This window comes from Frankia umida (assembly GCF_023242945.1).
Taxonomy (GTDB): domain Bacteria; phylum Actinomycetota; class Actinomycetes; order Frankiales; family Frankiaceae; genus Frankia; species Frankia umida.
In genome coordinates this window covers 26,263-43,735 of the sequence record NZ_JALKFT010000028.1, presented here as the reverse complement: position 1 = coordinate 43,735, position 17,473 = coordinate 26,263, and the positions used below count along the sequence as shown (strand labels likewise).

15 protein-coding genes are annotated in these 17,473 nt (G+C 73.4%); 4 read left to right on the top strand and 11 right to left on the bottom strand.

What is annotated here, in order from left to right; translation table 11 throughout:
- Positions 1-123 precede the first annotated feature (123 nt).
- Positions 124-1,155, bottom strand: a complete 1,032-nt coding sequence (locus MXD59_RS20885) for a glycoside hydrolase family protein (protein ID WP_248826320.1) — start codon at positions 1,153-1,155, stop codon at positions 124-126.
- 189 nt (positions 1,156-1,344) lie between these two features.
- Here MXD59_RS20885 and MXD59_RS20880 point away from each other — a divergent pair, with 189 nt between their 5' ends.
- On the top strand, positions 1,345-2,280 hold the full coding sequence (locus MXD59_RS20880) for a sulfotransferase family protein (protein ID WP_248826319.1): 936 nt from the start codon (positions 1,345-1,347) through the stop codon (positions 2,278-2,280).
- Positions 2,281-2,367: 87 nt separating this feature from the next.
- On the opposite strand, the gene MXD59_RS20875 is transcribed toward MXD59_RS20880, so the two are convergent.
- The 4 genes from MXD59_RS20875 to MXD59_RS20860 all read right to left on the bottom strand — a co-directional run bounded on the left by MXD59_RS20875 (position 2,368) and on the right by MXD59_RS20860 (position 8,208).
- On the bottom strand, positions 2,368-2,769 hold the full coding sequence (locus tag MXD59_RS20875) for a DUF2237 domain-containing protein (RefSeq protein WP_248826318.1): 402 nt from the start codon (positions 2,767-2,769) through the stop codon (positions 2,368-2,370).
- Positions 2,770-2,832: 63 nt separating this feature from the next.
- On the bottom strand, positions 2,833-5,304 hold the full coding sequence (locus MXD59_RS20870) for a HelD family protein (RefSeq protein ID WP_248826317.1): 2,472 nt from the start codon (positions 5,302-5,304) through the stop codon (positions 2,833-2,835).
- Between the two features lie 57 nt (positions 5,305-5,361).
- Positions 5,362-6,012 carry a TetR/AcrR family transcriptional regulator gene (locus tag MXD59_RS20865; RefSeq protein WP_248826316.1) on the bottom strand — a complete coding sequence of 217 codons (651 nt, stop codon included), beginning with the start codon at positions 6,010-6,012 and terminating at the stop codon, positions 5,362-5,364.
- Between the two features lie 51 nt (positions 6,013-6,063).
- On the bottom strand, positions 6,064-8,208 hold the full coding sequence (locus tag MXD59_RS20860; protein ID WP_504858362.1) for an APC family permease: 2,145 nt from the start codon (positions 8,206-8,208) through the stop codon (positions 6,064-6,066).
- Between the two features lie 78 nt (positions 8,209-8,286).
- On the opposite strand from MXD59_RS20860, the gene MXD59_RS20855 reads away from it, so the two are divergent.
- Positions 8,287-8,700, top strand: coding sequence for a VOC family protein (locus MXD59_RS20855; protein WP_248826315.1), 414 nt, complete (start codon positions 8,287-8,289; stop codon positions 8,698-8,700).
- Here MXD59_RS20855 and MXD59_RS20850 read toward each other — a convergent pair.
- From MXD59_RS20850 to MXD59_RS20840, 3 genes are all read right to left on the bottom strand, one after another.
- Positions 8,648-10,297, bottom strand: a complete 1,650-nt coding sequence (locus tag MXD59_RS20850; protein ID WP_248826314.1) for a sensor histidine kinase — start codon at positions 10,295-10,297, stop codon at positions 8,648-8,650. The genes MXD59_RS20855 and MXD59_RS20850 overlap by 53 nt on opposite strands.
- Before the next feature lie 7 nt (positions 10,298-10,304).
- A complete protein-coding gene (locus MXD59_RS20845; protein WP_248826313.1) occupies positions 10,305-11,036 on the bottom strand; it encodes a response regulator transcription factor in 732 nt (243 codons plus the stop codon).
- Between the two features lie 80 nt (positions 11,037-11,116).
- The gene (locus MXD59_RS20840) at positions 11,117-11,980 is read right to left on the bottom strand and encodes a TIGR03620 family F420-dependent LLM class oxidoreductase (protein WP_248826312.1); all 864 of its coding nucleotides are present in this window, start codon (positions 11,978-11,980) and stop codon (positions 11,117-11,119) included.
- A 165-nt stretch (positions 11,981-12,145) separates the two neighbouring features.
- Between MXD59_RS20840 and MXD59_RS20835 the strand changes: the two genes are divergently transcribed.
- Positions 12,146-12,952, top strand: coding sequence for an SDR family NAD(P)-dependent oxidoreductase (locus MXD59_RS20835; RefSeq protein ID WP_248826311.1), 807 nt, complete (start codon positions 12,146-12,148; stop codon positions 12,950-12,952).
- A 52-nt stretch (positions 12,953-13,004) separates the two neighbouring features.
- On the opposite strand, the gene MXD59_RS20830 is transcribed toward MXD59_RS20835, so the two are convergent.
- Both MXD59_RS20830 and MXD59_RS20825 read right to left on the bottom strand, forming a co-directional pair.
- The gene (locus MXD59_RS20830) at positions 13,005-13,826 is read right to left on the bottom strand and encodes an SDR family oxidoreductase (protein WP_248814184.1); all 822 of its coding nucleotides are present in this window, start codon (positions 13,824-13,826) and stop codon (positions 13,005-13,007) included.
- Positions 13,827-13,983: 157 nt separating this feature from the next.
- The gene (locus tag MXD59_RS20825) at positions 13,984-14,631 is read right to left on the bottom strand and encodes a TetR/AcrR family transcriptional regulator (protein WP_248814186.1); all 648 of its coding nucleotides are present in this window, start codon (positions 14,629-14,631) and stop codon (positions 13,984-13,986) included.
- Positions 14,632-15,092: 461 nt separating this feature from the next.
- Between MXD59_RS20825 and modA the strand changes: the two genes are divergently transcribed.
- Positions 15,093-15,893 (top strand): molybdate ABC transporter substrate-binding protein, encoded by an 801-nt coding sequence (modA, locus tag MXD59_RS20820; RefSeq protein WP_248814187.1) that lies wholly within the window; start codon positions 15,093-15,095, stop codon positions 15,891-15,893.
- A gap of 106 nt (positions 15,894-15,999) precedes the next feature.
- On the opposite strand, the gene MXD59_RS20815 is transcribed toward modA, so the two are convergent.
- On the bottom strand, positions 16,000-17,181 hold the full coding sequence (locus MXD59_RS20815) for a neutral zinc metallopeptidase (protein WP_248826310.1): 1,182 nt from the start codon (positions 17,179-17,181) through the stop codon (positions 16,000-16,002).
- Between the last annotated feature and the right edge of the window lie 292 nt (positions 17,182-17,473).

The window sequence follows — 17,473 nt, the reverse complement described above, 5'->3', positions numbered from 1 at the left end:
GGACGCGGCGAACCCCTGTTTCCGGGCATGCCGCAGGGGCGAACGACCGCGATCCCGTCCGGCCATGGCCGACGGTCGAGGTGCCGCCTACGGTGCGAAACCGGGGAGGGGCGCCGCGGGAGGTTACGCGGTGGGATGTGTGGGCGCGGGGTGCAGTTCGGTGCGCAGTTCGTGGGCGCCGCCGGGCAGGGCGATCTCGTAGTAGAGGCGGCGGGCGCCGTCCGGCAGGGTGAGGACGGTGACGTAGCGCAGGGCACCATCGCCGACGGTGGCGGACGCGGCGGGTGCGGTACCGAGGGCGTGGAAGCGCTCGGGGGTGGTGCCGACGGCGAGACCGGTGCGTTCGGCCCAGTTCTGTGCGGCGGTGGCGCGTCCGTCGTAGTAGGCGACGGGCTGGGGGCCGTCGGTGAGGACGGCGGTGATCCGCACGCCGCGGGCGTCCCAGTGGCCGGGGCGGGGGGACAGGGCGGTGCCGGTGAACGTCCAGTGGACGCCGTCGTCGCTGGTGGCGTGGCGGCTGTCCATCCGGTCGGTGGCGTTCGGGTCCTCGAGGGGATGGCAGGAGGCCCACAACTGCCAGCGGCCGTCGAGCCAGGTGACGACCGGGTCCTTCACGGCGAGGGTGGCCGGGTCCCCGGCGAGGACGGTCCGCCGGGTGGACGGGTCGAACTCCTCGGGTGTGTCGGCTTCGAGCAGGTCCACCCACCAGTGGGGGCCGCCCTGGGCGGCGCAGCTGACGTAGAGGCGGAAGCGGCCCTCGGGGGTGCGCACGAGGGCGGGGCGTTCGAGGCTCTCGGCGCCGAACGGTTCACGGGGGATGACGGCGAACTCGGTGAACCGCTCGCCGTCGGTGGAGCGGGCGAGCACCACGCCGAAGCCCCGGCCGGACCCGATCGGGCGACGCAGCCGGTAGGCCAGGTAGTACACGCCGTCCGCGAGCAGGGCGCTGGGGGCACCGGCCCAGAAGCCGGGCTCGGATCCCGGTGCCCGCGCGACGGTCACACCGGGACGATGACCGGGCAGGGCAACCGTGCCCGCCACCGCGGCGATGGCCGGGTCGAGCCCGGCCGCCGGGGCTCTCGAAACGCCCGTGTCGGGAGCCGACGGGTCCGTCACCAGGTTCGATGTGGTGGATTGCTGCCCGACTGTTGCCATCTGGCAACCTTACCGTTGCCGTAGGGACGTTGTGTCGGCAAGGACGCTCCGCGGCCCGCCGGGCGACGCTACCATCCTGAGTTCACCGGTCGACTTAGCCGGTTATGCCTGCTGCCAGCGAAGCGACACGCCACGTCGCTGTCGCGGTGTCACGTCCGTCGTCTCCTCGTCCCCACCCGGAGTCCGCAGATGGCCCTGCCCGACTTTCTCGTGATCGGTGTGCCCAAGGCGGGCACGACCGCCCTGCACGCCGCGCTGACCCGTCACCCGGAGCTGTTCCTGCCGTCGGTGAAGGAGCCGAAGTTCTTCCTGAGCTCCGGACCGCCACCGGCCCGCGGTGGCCCCGGTGACGCGCAGACCTACCAGGAACACCTCTGGCGGCAGCGGGACTACGAGGCCCTGTTCGACCCCGCGCCGACCGACACGCTGCGCGGCGAGGCCACCCCGTTCTACCTGTACGACCTGGACGCGCAGAACCGCATCCGCCGGCTGGTGCCCAAGGCCCGGCTGGTGGTGCTGCTGCGTAACCCGGTCGACCGGGCGCACTCGAACTGGACGCATCTGTGGGCGGCGGGGCTGGAGTCCGAGCGGGACTTCGTGCGGGCCTGCGCGTTGGAGGGGGCCCGCCGCGACGCCGGCTGGGCGGACTTCTGGCACTACGTCTCACTCGGACTCTACGGCGAGCAGCTCGCCCACCTGTACGGCCTGTTCCCCCGCGAGCAGGTGCTGGTGCTGCGTTACCGCGACCTGCGCGACTCCCCCGAGCGGACGCTGGACGAGGTGTGCGCCTTCCTCGGGGTGGCCACGGGACGCCTGTCGGCCGTGCCCTCGGAGAACGTGACGCCCTACGTCGCCGACACCCCGGTGAACGCGGTGCTGCGGGCCGCGTTGCGCACCGGCGGACGGATCGGGGCACGCTTCCCGGTACCGGTGCGCCAGACGGTGCGCGGACCGTTGCTGAGCGCGTTGCAGCGCCAGTCCGGCGGTCGACCGAAGCTCACCCCCGCGCAGCGGCGCGCCGTGCTGCCCTACTTCCTCGAGGACATCGCGAGGTTGGAGGAGCTCACCGGCCTGCCCTACGACGACTGGCGGATCATCGGCGACGAACCCGACGTCATCGACTAGCCACCGTCCACCCGCACGGTTCCCCCTGGCCGGCGGCCCGCCCCCGCCCTCCCTGTCCCGGACGGCGGGGGCGTCACCGGGGCGGGATCAGCCCAGGGAACGCGGGTCGGCGGGGACGTCGACGGCGTGGGCGCGCAGTGCGTCGAGCGGGATGACCTCCAGGGCCCGTTCGTGGGTGGACGCGAGCACCACCGGCGCGGCGACACCGGCGTGGTAGGCCTGCAGCCATCGCACCGCGACGACGCACCAGCGGTCGCCGGGACGCAGGCCCGGGAAGGCGTATTCCGGACGGGGGGTGGACAGGTCGTTGCCGACCTGCCGCTGGTGGCGCAGGAACTCCGTCGTCACGACCGCACACACGGTGTGACTGCCCAGGTCATCCGGTCCGGTGCTGCAGCACCCGTCGCGGTAGAACCCGGTCAGCGGGTCGATGCCGCACGGCTCCAGCTCGCCACCCAGGACGTTTCTTTCCACTGCCACCTCTGCCACCTCGCCATTTTCACCTACGTCCGCGCCGCCCACACAGCGTCTGGCCAGATCGGGCCGGCCCGGTCATGCCACACCCGTGGACGGGCCCCCCGCCAGCGCACGCAACGCCGCAGGTAGTGGCCGGGAATGGACAACTGTCAGGGCGCTGACCGCACGCGTCAATGCCACATACAGGCGGCGTTCCCCCAGTACCCGGACGGCTTCGGCGGCGACGATCGCGGCCGGCTCCACCACGACCACATGATCGAACTCCAATCCCTTGGCCAGGGATGCCGGCACCAGCGTTCCCCGGCCGGTGCGGCTGCTCGGGGGATCCTCGAGGCTGGCCAGCTCCAGGCCGGTGGCCGCCAGCGCCGGACCGAGGACGGCGAGGTCGGCGTCCGCGACGATCACCGCCAGTGATCCTTCCTGGCCGAGCGCGGTCCGCACGGCGGCGGCCACCGCATCCACTGTGGCGACCGCGTCCACTGTGGCGACCGCGTCCACCGTGGCGGTCGTGTTCTCGAGGGCGTGGATGGCCAGTGATCCGGGGGCGGTCCGCACCGAGGTGGCCGGGGGCAGGCCGGGGGCGATGCCGGCCAGCAGCCGGTTGGCGAAGGCCAGGATCTCCGCCGGCACCCGGTATCCACGGGTGAGCACCTCGAGCTGCGCGTCGCCGCGTCCGAGATGGCCCAGTTGGGCCGGCCAGGAGGTGGCGGCCCATGGCGTCGTGCCCTGGGCGAGGTCTCCCAGGACGGTGAGGGAACCGTCGACGCTGCGGCGAGCGATCGCCCGGCACTGCATCGGGGAGAGGTCCTGCGCCTCGTCGACGATCAGATGCCCGACTCCCCCGGTGCCTTCGAGCAGGTCACGGGTCTCATCCACGAGGAACGCCTCGGCGGCCGACCATCGTGGCCGCCGCGCCGGCCCCGGCGGTGCGGCGGCCAGCAGCAGGGCCTGGTCGGACGGGTCAAGCAGGCCCTGGGCCGATCGGGCCAGCAGATCCGCGTCGGTGAGCAGCCGACGGACCAGACCCGGGCCGTCGATCGCCGGCCAGACGGTCTCCACCGCGTCCCGGATCGACCGGCTTGCGGCCAGGGTGCGCAGCGCCCCGTCGGTGAGGAAGTGACCGGACAGCTCGGCCCGACGGCGCACCAGGTTCGCGAGCTGTCCGGCGACGCGCGCCCGGGCGGGGGCGTAGCGCACGGTGCCGGCCCGGTGGGCGGCCTCGACGTCGGCGAACAGGTCGGCGAACTCCTGTTCGCCGACGGTCCAGCGTCCCGCCCGGGTGATGACCGTGACGGGTCCGGTCGGGGGGCGCAGCCCACCCAGCAGCGCGGCCCGGAGTACGGCGGCCAGCCGCGGGTCACCCTTGAGTGTCGCGGCGGCCACCGGCTCCTCGCGAAAGGCAGCGCGCTCGCCGACGCCGCCATCGGTCGCGTCGACCAGTTCGTCGACGCTGAGGTGGCGCACCGTGTTCTCCCCGAGGGCCGGGAGCACCGCGGCGATGTACTCCAGGAACGCCCGGTTGGGCCCCACGACCAGCACCCCCGTGCGGGCCAGGCGTTCCCGGTGCGCGAACAGCAGATAGGCCGCCCGGTGCAGACCGACGGCTGTCTTACCGGTCCCCGGGGCGCCCTGCACGCACAGGCTGACCTCGAGCGCGGCCCGGACGATCTCGTCCTGCTCCGGGTCGATGGTCGCCACGATGTCGCGCATCGGGCCCGTCCGCGGCCGCTCGATCTCCCGTGCCGCCAGTCCCCCCGCTCTGAGCACGGCTCCCGGATCGGCCGGCTCCCCCGGACGGGCCGGCTCCCCCGGACGGGCCAGGCCCGCCGCGGCCTCGGCGGCGGGGTGGAGACGTTCGTCCTCGAAGGCGGTGAGCCGCCCGTGGTCGTAGCCGAACCGACGCCGGGACCACACACCCATCGGATCACCACGATGCGCTCGGTAGAAGGGCCGGGCGATGTCCGCTCGCCAGTCCACGACCAGCGGATCGTCACCGGCCGCCTCGCGGACGTAGCGCCGTCCCAGGTAGAACCGCCGCCCGGGGGCAGGGCCCGCCCCCTGCCCCATCCGGGCCAGGTCGCGGGATGAGGCCGGGTCGCGAGGCGGCGGCGCGGGTGGGAGTGGGGCCGCGGGTGGGGAGGGGGCCGCGGGTGGGGAGGGGGCCGCGGGTGGGGAGGGGGCCGCGGGTGGGGAGGGGGCGTAGTCCAGGCGGGCGAAGAACAGTGGGGTGCTGTCGCCGCCTTCGGCGAGGCTCGCGATCCGACGTCGGCGGGCCTGGCGCAGGAACGCGTTGGTGGCCTTGTCGCCGACGGGATCGCCCTCGGCCGTCTTTGTGTGCTCGGCCTCCAGGCGCATGCCGTGCAGGGCCCGGCGACCGCGTTCCAGATAGTCGCGCTCGGCGGCCAGGTCCGCGGCCAGAGCCGCCGCGGCCGCGGGGTCGTCCAACGGTGCGTCGTTCGGCTGGGCCAGGTCGTTCGGCTGGGCCAGGTCGTTCGGCTGGGCCAGGTCGGCGCCGCCGACGGTCGGCATGGCTGTTGCGTCCGGCACCGTCCACCCCCTCAGACTTTTACCCGGTAAAGTTTACCGAACGCAGCGGGGTGTGGGTCAGGCGTAGTCGGGGAAGGCGCGGCGGAGGCCGGCGAAGGCACTCACCGCGGCGGTGACGGCGGCGGGGTGACGGGCGGTGACCGAGGTGCCGGTGGACAGGTACGTCCAGTTCTCCCGGGCCAGGACCCGGTGCACGACGACGATCTGGGCCGCGGCCAGCCGGGCGGTGAGCTCACCCGCGTCGGGGCACGCCTCGACGAGCGCGGCGGCCAGGGCGCGTTCGTCGGCGTCGGCGTAGCGGGCGACCCGTCCCAGCAGGCTCGGCGTGCCGAAGACCATGCCGTGGAAGGCGAGGACCTCGGGGATGTCGTTCAGGCCGGTCACCGGTTCGTGGCGGTCCAGGCCGGCGCGCAGGTGGGCTTCGAGCGCGTCCAGGGGTGTCCTCGCGTCGCCCCGGTGCGCCACCACCCGGGCCGCCTCGCCGCGATGGTCGACGATGCGGTGCAGGACGAGGTCCTCCTTCGCCGGGAAGTGGGCGAACAGGGTCGGTTTGGTGACCCGCGCGGCGGCCGCGACCTCGGCGACCGACACCTGGTCGAAGCCGCGCTCGAGGAACAGGCTGATCGCCGCCGCCGACAGCGCGTCATGCGTGCGACGCCACCGCTGCGCCCGCCCAGGCACCTCCGACGACGACACGGCCGACGTCACGCGACCACGGTCACACCACCCGAGGGGACGGCGTCACGCGGCGGGGCGGCGTCACGCGACGTGGACGAAGGGGCGTCGGGCAGGATCGGGTTCGGCTTCACGCAGCACCTCGCGGGTCACGGTGGCGACCTCCCCGGCACCGAAGAACAGGAACCGCAGGAAGTTGAGGATGGGGTTGCCCTCGGTCCATTCAAAGTAGACGTGCGGGCGCACCCCGGCGGTGTCGCGCAGGTGCAGCAGCAGCGCGGCGATCGCGTTGGGCACCGAGGTGCTGGTCGCGCACAGCACCCGGTAGCCCGAGCGATCGACAGCGTGGACGTCCAGTTCGCCTTCGAAGTCGGACGAGTCGGGCACGCTCACCTCGAGGAACAGCAGCGGCACGGCCTCGGGGACGTAGAGCTCCCGACGGGCCTTGCGCGCCTTGTCGGCGTATTCGGCCGCGTCCCCGACGTCCAGTTCGTTGGCGACCAGGTGCAGTCCGCCGGTGGCGGCGGCCTCGCGGACCCAGGCGACGGTGGTGTCGTCCAGGCGGACGCCGGTGACCCGCAGTTCGAACGCGCGCAGCGCCCGGGAGACGAACGACACCAGCAGGATCGCGATGATGAAGATCGAACCGATGATCAGGCCGTCCGGACGTTCGATGATGTTGGCGATGGTGGTGTAGACGAACACCGCGGCGATCACACCGAAGGCGACCGCGGACCGGCGCTGCCCGCGCCGCAGCGTCGCGAGCGTCACCGCCAGCGAAGCGGACGTGATCAGCACCAGCACCCCGGTGGCATACGCGCCGCCCTGCTTGTCGACGCTCGCACCGAAGATCACGGTGACGGCGAAGCCGATCGCGGTGAACACCAGGACCAGCGGTCGCACGGCGCGCGCCCAGTGCGGCGCCATCCCGTACCGGGGCAGGTAGCGCGGGACGAGGTTGAGCAGTCCCGCCAGGGCCGAGGCGCCGGCGAACCAGAGGATCAGAATCGTCGAGACGTCGTAGACGGTGCCGAAGGCCGCCCCGAGCTGCTCGTGGGCCAGATAGGCCAGGGCCCGCCCGTTGGCCTCGCCGCCCGGTTCGAACGCACGCTCGGGGATGAGCAACGTCGTCGCGAGACTGGACGTGATCAGGTACACGGCCATGATCAGTGCCGCGACGGTGAGCAGGGTGCGGGCACCGCGGATGCGTCCGGTCGGACGCCGCTCGGTGTCACCCGCGTCCCCGCGCACCAGGGGCATCACCGCCACACCCGTCTCGAAACCGGACAGGCCGAGCGCGAGCTTCGGGAACACGATCAGCGCGAAGCCGATCAGCGCCAACGGGTCCGGATGCTCCTGGACCAGCAGCGCGTGCCAGTCGTCGAACAGGTGCGGATGCGTGACGATCTTCGCCAGCGCGTCGGCGACGACGACCGCGTTCAACCCCAGGTAGATCACGACCAGCACGACCGCGATCCCGACCGCCTCGGTGAAGCCGATCAGGAACACCGCGGCGAGCAGCGTCAGCAGCACCAGCGTGACGATCACCTGATGCCCCTCGAGCGCGTGCGGCGCGTACGGGTTCTCCAGGATGTGCGCCGTGGCGTCGGCGGCCGACAGCGTGATCGTGATCAGGAAGTCGGTGCACGCGAACCCCAGCAGCACCAGAACCAGGATCTTGCCCTTCCACCAGGACAGCTCCTTCTCCAGCATGGCGATCGACCCCTCGCCGTGCGGGCTGTCCTTCGCCACCCGCCGGTACACCGGCAACGCCCCCGCCAACGTGACCAGCACCAGCACCGCGGTCGCGATCGGACTCACCGCACCGGCCGCCAGCGCCGCGATACCCGGCTGGTATCCCAGCGTGGAGAAGTAGTCGACGCCGGTCAGGCACATCACCCGCCACCACGGATGCAGCCGTTGCTCGGCCGCCGGCTGGGCGTGCGGCCCCGCGTGCTGGGTCGCCTGCTCGGACCCTGACAGCAACCACTCCCGTAGCCGCCCCGTCCCCCGCGCGCCCCCGCCCACCCCGGCCGCCCGCGCCTCGACCGGAACCGACATCTCCCCCTCGGCCGCCTCGGTTGCCTCGGCCGCACCTTCGTGGGACGTGGGCACCTCGGAGGTGGGTACGGCCACCGCGGGCGTCTGACGTGCTGGCCCGTCCGGGTCGGGCAGGCCGTCCGGGTCAGGCAGGTCAGGCGGCCCCTGCGGGCGTGGATGATCCGGCATGCCGAGCATCCTCCCCCACCCGTCACCTCCACACGCGGATGGCGGGCGGCGCAGGCGGCCGGCGGTGAGACTGCGGGGATGGAGGTTCTCGGTAGCCGCATTCTGATCAGGCCGGTCGACCCGGCACGCAGTCACGACTTCTACGGGCGGATCCTCGGGCTCGCGGTGTACCGCGAGTTCGGCCCGCCGGACGAGCCTGGCGTCGTGTACTTCCTCGGCCAGGGCCTGCTGGAGGTCGCCGGACGAAACCGCGACGACGGCCGGGACGACGGCCGGGACGACGGCGCGCGGTGGCCAGGTCTGTGGTTGCAGGTCCGTGACCTGGCGGGCGAGCATCGACGGCTGGTGGAGGCCGGGGTGGCGATCACGCGTGCGCCGCGGCGGGAGCCGTGGGGGCTGGACGAGATGTGGCTCGCGGACCCGGACGGCGTCCCCATCGTCATCGTGGAGATTCCCAGCGATCATCCCCTGCGTCGCGATCAACGCCCCTGACCGGACGTGCGGCTCCCCCGGCGCGGCCGCCGGCTCCCGCGGCGGCGACCCGGGTCCCCTCGCGGGGAAGCCAGATCGTCAGGACGGCGCCGCCCTCGGGATGGTTGGCGGCCGTCACCGATCCGCCGTGGGCGGCGATGATCGCCGCGACGATGGCCAGGCCGAGTCCGGTGCCGCCGTCGTTGCGGCCGCGGGCGGCGTCGGCCCGGCGGAACCGTTCGAAGGCGTGCGGGAGGAACGTCCCCGGGAAGCCCGGCCCCCGGTCGCGGACGGTCAGTCGCACGCCGGCCTGGCCCGACCGGGTGGTGGGCCCGATGGTCAGATCGACGATGCTGGCGGCCGGGGCGTGGCGTAGGGCGTTGGTGAGCAGGTTGTCGACGCACTGGCGCAGCAGGTCGGGGTCGCCCTCGACCAACGGTCCGGACGAAACCTGGACGGGTGGTTCCTGGATGATCGTGAGGTGCACGTCGCGGGAGGTGGCGAGTCCGGCGGCGGCCTGGGTGGCGCGCAGGACGATCTCGTCGAGGGCGACTGGTGCGCGGCGCAGGTGACCACCGTCCATCCGGGCCAGGGTGAGCAGGGATTCGGCCAGGCGGATGAGTCGTTCGGTCTCCTCTGCGGCAGCGAAGATCGCCGCGCGCAGTTGCGTGATGCTGCGTCCGGGGCGGGCGGCGAGTTCGAGTTCGGCGCGTAGCACGGTCAGGGGCGTGCGCAGTTCGTGGCCGGCGTCGGCGATGAACGCGCGGTCGCGGGCGCGGGCGGCGTGCAGCCGGGCGAGCAGGTCGTTCATGGTCCGGGCAAGGGCCGCGATCTCGTCGCGAGTGGCCGGTACGGCGAGCGCCAGGGCACCGGAGGGACCAGCCGGCACGGGCGGGCCGGGTGGTGCGGGCGGGCCGGGGGTCCTGGCGCGGTCCTCGGCGGCGGCGAGCGCGGCGGCATCACGTCGCATCCGTTCGACCGGACGCAACGCCGCGCCGGACAGCAGCCAGGCGGCCAGCCCGGACAGCGCGACCAGCGGCGCCGTCGCGACAACCATGACGTTGCGGACCCGATCCTCGGCCCGGTCGCTGTACAGGGTGGACGTTCCGACCACCGCGACCAACGACCCGCCGGCAGCCGACCCGGTGGTAGCGGCCGAGCCTGTGCCAGGCACGGTGACCGGCTCGGTGGCCAGGCGGAGACGGCCGTCCGGTTCCATCCCCGGGCGGGATCGGACGGTGGTCAGCAGGGCCCGGGTGCGGGCCGTGGCCAGGGTGCGGGCGTCCAGCAGGGGGGTCTGGCCGGCGTCGGCCGTGGCCGCCAGGACGAGGCCGTCCGGTCCCAGGATCTGCGCGATCGGGCCCGCGCCGGCGAGCAGCGCGGTCGAGCCCGGTGTGGTCGAGCCCGGTGTGGTCGAGCCCGGTGTGGTCGCGGTGGTGACCGCGGGGTAGCGGTCGGTGGTGCGGGCGGCGAGGACGTCCGCCCGGGTGCGCAGGTCCGAGTCGACCGCGTCCCGCAGGTTCGCCCGCAGCAGCAGGTAGAACAGGATGCCGGCGAGGAACAGGGCGAGGGCCGTGCCGAGGACGAACAGGGCGGTCAGGCGGACCCGAAGCGGCACGCCGCGCCTACTCCGACGCCGAAGCGGTGCCCGGGCCCGGGCCCGAGGGGGTGTCCGGGCCGGTGGCCGGGGGGATGTGCAGGCGGTAACCGACGCCGCGGATGGTCTCCACCAGCGAGGGGGCGCCCGGATCGTCGAGCTTGCGGCGCAGGTAGCGGACGTACTGGTCGACGACGTTCGAGGTGGCGTCGAACGCGTCGTCCCAGACGTGGTCGATGATGAAGGTGCGGGTGAGGACCTGCTCGGGGTGGCGCAGCAGCAGGTGCAGCAGCGCGAACTCCTTCGCCGAGAGATCCACCGGCTCGCCGTGTCGCCACACCCGGTGGGCGGCCGGGTCGAGCCGCACCGCCGCGGCGGTGAGGATGACCGGGCGCTGGTCGGCGCCGCGGCGGACCAGCGCCCGCAGCCGTGCGGTCAGCTCGCCGAAGCTGAACGGTTTGGGCAGGTAGTCGTCGGCCCCGGCGTCCAGGCCGCGGATGCGGTCGTCGACATCGACGCGGGCGGTGAGCATGAGCACCGGCGCCCAGCGGCCCCGGGCGCGCAGCTGGGCGCACACCTCGAAGCCGTCGAGGCCGGGCAGCATCAGGTCGAGCACGATCGCGTCGTAGTCGACCTCGCAGCCTCGCCAGACCGCCTCGGGACCCTCCGCCGCCAGGTCGACGGCGTAGCCCTCCTCGACCAGGCCCCGGCGCAGCAACGCGGCGGTCCGCTCGTCGTCCTCGACCACCAGCACCCGCATGCCCCGGATCGTACGGTCGGGCCCATGTGATGACGATGTCCCCGGCGGCTGTCGCGCCACCGCGGGTCAGCGCACGGCGGTCAGACGACGGCGGGAGCCAGGCGGCGCCATTCGGTGAGGGGGAAGGCCTGCTGGTCGGCGGTGAGGACCTGCAGGGTGACGTGGTCGGCGCCGGCGTCGCGATGTTCGCGGACGCGGCGGGCGATCGCCTCCTCGTCCCCCCAGGCGATCATGGCGTCGAAGACCCGGTCGCTGACCTCGGCGACCTCCTCGGCGGTGAAACCGAGCCGGATCAGGCTGTTGGCGTAGTTCGGCAGGGAGAGGTAGCCGCGCAGCCACCGGCCGCCGATCTCGTGGGCCTCGTCGGCGTCCGCGCACAGGATCACCGTCTGCTCCGGCAGGAGCAGCGGGCCCGCGCCGACGGCCTCGCGGGCGGCCGCGGTGTGCTGGGGGGTGACCAGGTAGCTGTGGACACCCGCGGAGCGTTTCGCGGCGACGCCGAGCATCCGCGGACCCAGCGCGGCGAGGACCCGGTTGGCCGCGGGGACCGCGGGTTCGGCGGCGTCGAGCGCGTCCAGGAAGGCTTCCATCGCGGCGACGGGACGTCGGTACCGGCCGGGGTCACCGTGGTCGACGGCGATGGCGTGACTGACACCGATACCGAGCAGGAAACGGCCCGGGTAGGCGGCTTCGAGTGCCGCGCGACCGCGGACGACGTCGGCGACCTCGAAGTTCCACAGACTGAGCACGCCACTGGCGACCGTCACCCGGCTGGTGGCGGCGAGCAGACGCTCGGCGGCGTCGAACAGGGTGCCGCCGCCCATGTCCGGAATCCACAGGGCCTGGTAGCCGAGCTGTTCGAGCTCGGCGGCCGCCTCCGCGGCCCGCGCCGCGTCCCCGTAGTGCAGCTGCGCACTCCATACGCCCACACCTGAGACCGCCATGCCCACCCCTTCGTCGCCCACCGAGCACACCACCCGCACCTCAAGTCTTTCACCGGGACCCGCGCGCGCTCAACGAGTGGGGACGATTTCCACTAGCGTCCGGACGAGGGCCCGAAACAGGCCGACCTGTGGATGGATGGGCGCGAAGGGGCGGAGGATTCGGCGATGGGTGTTGCGCGCAGTGACTGGACAGCGGTGGTGACCGGTGCGGCGAGTGGTATCGGGGCGGCGTGCGCCCGCCGGTTCGTCGCCGAGGGTGGGAAGGTCATCGGTGCCGACATCGACGAGGCCGGGCTCGCCGCGCTCGAGCAGGAGCTCGGGTCCGCGTCCTTCGTGGGTGTGCGCTGCGACATCACGGTCGAGGCGGACGTGGCCGGGGCGGTCGAGCGGGCCACGGCGACCTTCGGCGGGTTGGATGTCGTGGTCGCGAGCGCGGGCATCGGCTTCCTGTCCGAAGTCGCCGATCATCCGCTGGCGGACTGGCAGCGCGTCCTGAACGTGAGCCTCACCGGCACGTTCCTGACCGTCAAGCACGGCGGGCAGGCGCTGCGGGCCGCCGGGCGCGGCGGGTCGATCGTGGTGGTCGCGAGCCTGAACGCGGTCCAGCCCGGTCGGGGGGTGGCCGCCTACTGCGCGGCGAAGGCCGGGGTGGTGGCGCTCACCGAGGTCGCGGCGATGGAACTCGGGCCGTACAACGTGCGGGTGAACGCGATCGCCCCCGGGCTGGTGCGGACCTCGATGACCACCCCGGCCTGGCAGATGCCCGGCATCGTCGACGAGTTCGTCGAGAACGCGCCGTTGGGTCGCTACGCCGAGGCCCACGAGATCGCGAACGTGGTGTACTTTCTCGCCTCCGACGAGTCGTCGTTCGTCTCCGGCTCGCTGTACGGCGTCGATGGTGGTGCGCGCACGCGCCGCTACCCCGACATGGTCGCGAGCGTCCAACGCGCGACGGCCGGCCACTCGGGGTAGTGCGTGTCGCCGGTCGCCGGGTGCCGGTCGCCGGGGCGGGGCGGGACGGGGGTCAGCCGGCCTGGGCCTGGGCGAGGGCGACGCTACCGCCGTCCACCAGCAGGTCGGTGCCGGTGACGAAACGGGCCTGGTCGCTGAGCAGGAACAGGGCGGCGTCGGCCACGTCGTCGGGGGTGCCGACCCGGCCGGCGGGGGCCGCCTCGGTCAGCGCGGCCATGCTGGCGCCCCAGGTGCCGGCGAGTTCCGCGGCGCCCATCGGGGTGAGGATGACCCCGGGGCTGATCGTGTTGAGTCGGGCGCCGCGGCGGCCCCAGGCCAGGGCGGCGGCGCGAACCCGGATGAGGGTCGCCTGCTTGGCGACGGCGTAGGCACGGGCCGAGTCGCGCATCGCCGCGGGCGCCAGGACGTCCAGGTCGAGCAGGTCGTCGCTCGGGGTGGTGGCCACGGCCCGCTGGTGCGCGGGGGGCAGCGCCGCGATGAGGTGCCCGCCGGTGCTGGCGACGACGAGGCCGGCCGCGCCGGGGCCGACGACCGGTTCGAACTCGTCGAGGAACAGGGCGACCCCGTACAGGTCGACCCGTAGGATCGTCGCCGGATCACCCTGGGTCGGCGACACCCCGGCGGTGTGCACGAGATGCGTGGGCCGGCCGAGGTCGGTGGCGGTGGCGGCGAGCGCGGCCATCGACGCGCGGTCGGTGACGTCGATGGTCCGGGTGACGACCTGATGGCCCTGGCCACGGAGGTCCTGCGCGAGGGCGTGCAGGGCCGACTCGTTACGGTCGGCGAGCAGCAGGGTGCGGCCCGAGGCGAGTCGGCGGGCGATGGCAAGCCCCATCCCGCCCGTTCCCGTGATGACAACGACGTCCCGGCTCATCGCGGCGTCCCTTCGCGTGGGTGGGGCGGGTGCCGCTCGTGGCACTCGTTCCGTGTCCCCGACTATGCCGAGCCGCGCCACCAGCCGCGACAACTGCACCACGGGACGGATGCACCCCCCGCGTCCCCACGTCTGGACGGACCAGCGGACCAGTGGATCAGCGGGGGGTGACGAGGGCGCGGATGACGTGCTGGGCGACGAACCGCCGTCGCCTGGCCGGCGACCAGGTGGACCAGGGCGGCCGGGCCGCGACGCCGCCAGCGGTGATCAGCCACAGGACGGTCTCGCGCAGGTCGAGGTCGGGGTAGAGCTGCCCGTCGGCCTGCCATCGCCGCAGGTGGGGCTCGAGGTGGCCGGTGACGGCGTCGACGATCGGCCCGCCGCCCTCCCGCAGGGACTCGGCGATGACCCGGCTGCCCTCCGCGAAGATCGCCTCGTCGGGAGCGTCGCTGTTGATCTGCGTGACGACGCCGAGGAAGATCTCGCACAGGGAGTCCGACGCGTCGTCACGCCGCGGCAGACACCCCAGCACGGTGGCCATCGTGGTCTCGATCCGGCCGAGCAGGACGGCGAGGATGAGGTCGTCGCGGCCGCGGAAGTAGCGGTAGACCGTCGAGCGGGACACGCCGGCCTCCAGGGCGACCTCCTCCACCCGGATACGGCCGTCGCGGCGTTGCACCAGGCAGCGCAGGGTGGCCTCGACCAGGCGCCGGCGGGCCTCCTCGTCGTCCAGCAGCGCGCTGTCACTGCCCCACCAGCCCGGCGCCCGCTGCCCGGTGCGCTGCTCACTGTTCACCGCGGCCATCTCGACATGGTAGGTGCCGGGCCGGGCGCGATCCGCCGTGCACTGTTCGCCGGTCCTGGCGAATGCGTCACGGACCGTCCGCCGCGGCCGTCGGTCCAGGTCACTCGGGCCCCCGGTGGCACGCGTCGACGGACGCGTCACAGCACCCCCACCTTTCGGTTACTCAGATGCGGCACTATCATGCGACAAGTTTCGTATCCAAGGAGCTCCACCCAGGGGGGCATCCGCAGATGCGAGCGGGGGGAGCCGGCCGACGACTGTCGGTCGGGCCGGCGATCGGGGTGACGACGGTGTCGCCGTGGACCGACTCGAACGCCTCGGGGTGCCCGTCATCCTGAGCGGGTTCGGGCCGGCCGACCGTCCACAGACCATGGATTTTTTCAGTGCGACGGTCGACCGCGCCCTGGGGTGGGGGCGATCCGTCATGGGCGAAGGAACGGGACCACGTGAGATTCAGCAGGATGAGGACGGCGTTCGCGGTCATGGCCAGCGCCGGCCTTCTGGTCGCCGGGTGCGGCAGCAGCGGCAGTGACGGAGCGACGGCGGCCACCACGACGCCGTCGGCCAGCGCCTCTTCCAGTGGCGTCACCGGCACCGTGACGGTGTTCGCGGCGGCGTCGCTGACCGGGACGTTCACCGAGCTCGGCAAGCAGTTCGAGACCGCCAACCCCGGCTCCACCGTGAAGTTCTCCTTCGGTGGCAGCTCGACGCTGGCCACGCAGATCAACGCCGGTGCTCCGGCGGACGTGTTCGCCGCGGCGAGCGCGGCCACCATGAAGACCGTCACCGACGCCGGGCAGAACACCGCGGCGCCGAAGGTCTTCGTGCGCAACCAGCTGGTCATCGCGGTGCCGGCGGCCAACCCCAAGGGCATCACCGACCTGCCTGACCTGGTCAAGCCCGGGGTGAAGGTCGCCCTGTGCGCGGATGCGGTGCCCTGTGGCGCGGCCGCGAAGAAGGCCCTGACCGCCGCCGGAGTCACCATCACTCCGGTCACCCTCGAGCAGGACGTGAAGGCCGCCCTGTCCAAGGTCACCCTTGGTGAGGTCGACGCCGCGCTGGTCTACCGCACGGACGCCCTCGCCGCGGGCGGCAAGGTGAAGGGCATCGAGTTCCCCGAGTCGGCGAAGGCGATCAACGACTACCCGATCACCACGCTCAAGGGCGGCAGGAACGCCGCGGGCGCCACGGCGTTCGTGACCTACATCACCTCTCCCACCGCGCAGGCGGTGCTGACCAAGGCCGGTTTCCAGGCTCCCTGACCCACGGATCGCACGCTCGCGTCATGACCGGGCCCCGTCCCCCGAACCGTCCGCCAGTGCGGACGGCCGGGGGCGGGGCCCGGTCCGTTGTGCCGTCAGGCGCGGGTCAGACGTCGCCGGTCTCGGACTGGCCGATCCGCAGGCAGGCGGCGTTGTCGCGCAGATAGCCGGAGCTGAACGCCTGGGCGCGTTGGGTGGGGCTGCCGTGCGCGTCGGGGGCGGTCGCCGGCTCCTGGTTGAACCAGCCGCCGCGGGTGTCACCCAGGGAGAAGAACAGCATCGCGCCGCTGAGCGCGTCCGACATCTCGAGCAGCCCGGCCTCGCGCGCGGCGGCGGTCTGTCGGCCGGCGAAGCAGTCGGCCTGGTTCTCCTCCGCCCGGGGGACGACCCCGAGGTTCTTCCCGATCCGGTCGCCGCGGTGGGACAGTTCGTGCATCAGGACGAACAGCGGGTAACTGGGGCCGCCGGCGCCCGCCAGGTCGTTCATGAACTCGATGCTGTAGGCGACGGTGTCGTCCAGCGTGCAGTAGAGGGCGTTGTCGGCGAACTGGTCCGGGTCGGCCTGCCGGCCGCACTCGTCGTCCGGGGCCTGCCCGTTGTGATAGGAGATGATCTTCGGGGTGGTCCACGCCTTCCCGAGCTGCTCCTGCCAGAAGGTGTTGACGCCACCCGGGCAACCCGCCGGTTCGGTCACCAGGCGCAGCGCGTCCTCGACGGTGCGCACCCTGGCCGACCCACAGTTCGCCGGCGCCGGCGCCGGGGACGGTGATGGTGCCGGGGACGGCACCGGCGTCCCGGAGGCCCCGGTCCCCTGCGGGCCGGCCGCGCCCGCGCCGACGTATCCGCCGGGCATCGTGGGACCGCCGGGCATCGGCGATCCCGCCGGCGTCGTGACCGCGCCGGGTTCGGTGGCCTCCGGCCGTTGCCTGGCGGCGATCGGCGTGTGCACCGACCCGCCCGACCCCGACCCGTCGGCCGGCCCGGACTCGCCAGCTGGCCCAGAGTCACCGGCCGGCTGGGACTCGCCGACCGACCAGGGCCGACTGGCCGACCGGGGCTGGTCCTGCGCCGTGGCCCGGTCGGGTGTCGCCGCGGCGGTCGAGGTGGTCCTGTCCGCCGCCGCGGCCGGGGTGGACGCGTCGACGTGGGTGGCGGCGTCGGCGGGTTCGGGAGACGACGTGGGTTCGGCCGCGGTGGCCGCGACCCGGTTCGCCGGCAGGGCGCGTTCGGAGAGCGGCCCGCCCGTGTCTGCGGCGCACCCGGCGGACAGCAGTCCGGCAACAATCACGATCGCGGCCGTAGCCGCCCGAAGGACCCGCACAACGATCAACGTTAGGCGGGGACCGGTCCCGTTTTCGTCCGGTATGGGCCCCTATGGGCTGGGCCGTAGACAGTCCGAGGGTCCCGGTGCAGGAGGCCCACCGGTCCCAGCCGCGGCCGTGACGGCCTGCGCGGCGGCCCCTCGCCGGGCGGCGCCAGGTGCGGGCACGCCGTCCCGGACACGCTGCCGCGCCGCAGCTCATCGCGGATGTCCGTGGCGGACCGGCGGACCCCGCCGGAGGCGCACAGCCGCGCACCGG

Coding starts and splice junctions, on each gene's coding strand:
- MXD59_RS20885 (WP_248826320.1), bottom strand. CDS start 1,155: ATGGCAACAGTCGGGCAGCAATCCACCACATCGAACCTGGTGACGGAC.
- MXD59_RS20880 (WP_248826319.1), top strand. CDS start 1,345: ATGGCCCTGCCCGACTTTCTCGTGATCGGTGTGCCCAAGGCGGGCACG.
- MXD59_RS20860 (WP_504858362.1), bottom strand. CDS start 8,208: ATGCCGGATCATCCACGCCCGCAGGGGCCGCCTGACCTGCCTGACCCG.
- MXD59_RS20855 (WP_248826315.1), top strand. CDS start 8,287: ATGGAGGTTCTCGGTAGCCGCATTCTGATCAGGCCGGTCGACCCGGCA.
- MXD59_RS20845 (WP_248826313.1), bottom strand. CDS start 11,036: ATGCGGGTGCTGGTGGTCGAGGACGACGAGCGGACCGCCGCGTTGCTG.
- MXD59_RS20840 (WP_248826312.1), bottom strand. CDS start 11,980: ATGGCGGTCTCAGGTGTGGGCGTATGGAGTGCGCAGCTGCACTACGGG.
- MXD59_RS20835 (WP_248826311.1), top strand. CDS start 12,146: ATGGGTGTTGCGCGCAGTGACTGGACAGCGGTGGTGACCGGTGCGGCG.
- MXD59_RS20830 (WP_248814184.1), bottom strand. CDS start 13,826: ATGAGCCGGGACGTCGTTGTCATCACGGGAACGGGCGGGATGGGGCTT.
- MXD59_RS20825 (WP_248814186.1), bottom strand. CDS start 14,631: ATGGCCGCGGTGAACAGTGAGCAGCGCACCGGGCAGCGGGCGCCGGGC.
- modA (WP_248814187.1), top strand. CDS start 15,093: ATGAGGACGGCGTTCGCGGTCATGGCCAGCGCCGGCCTTCTGGTCGCC.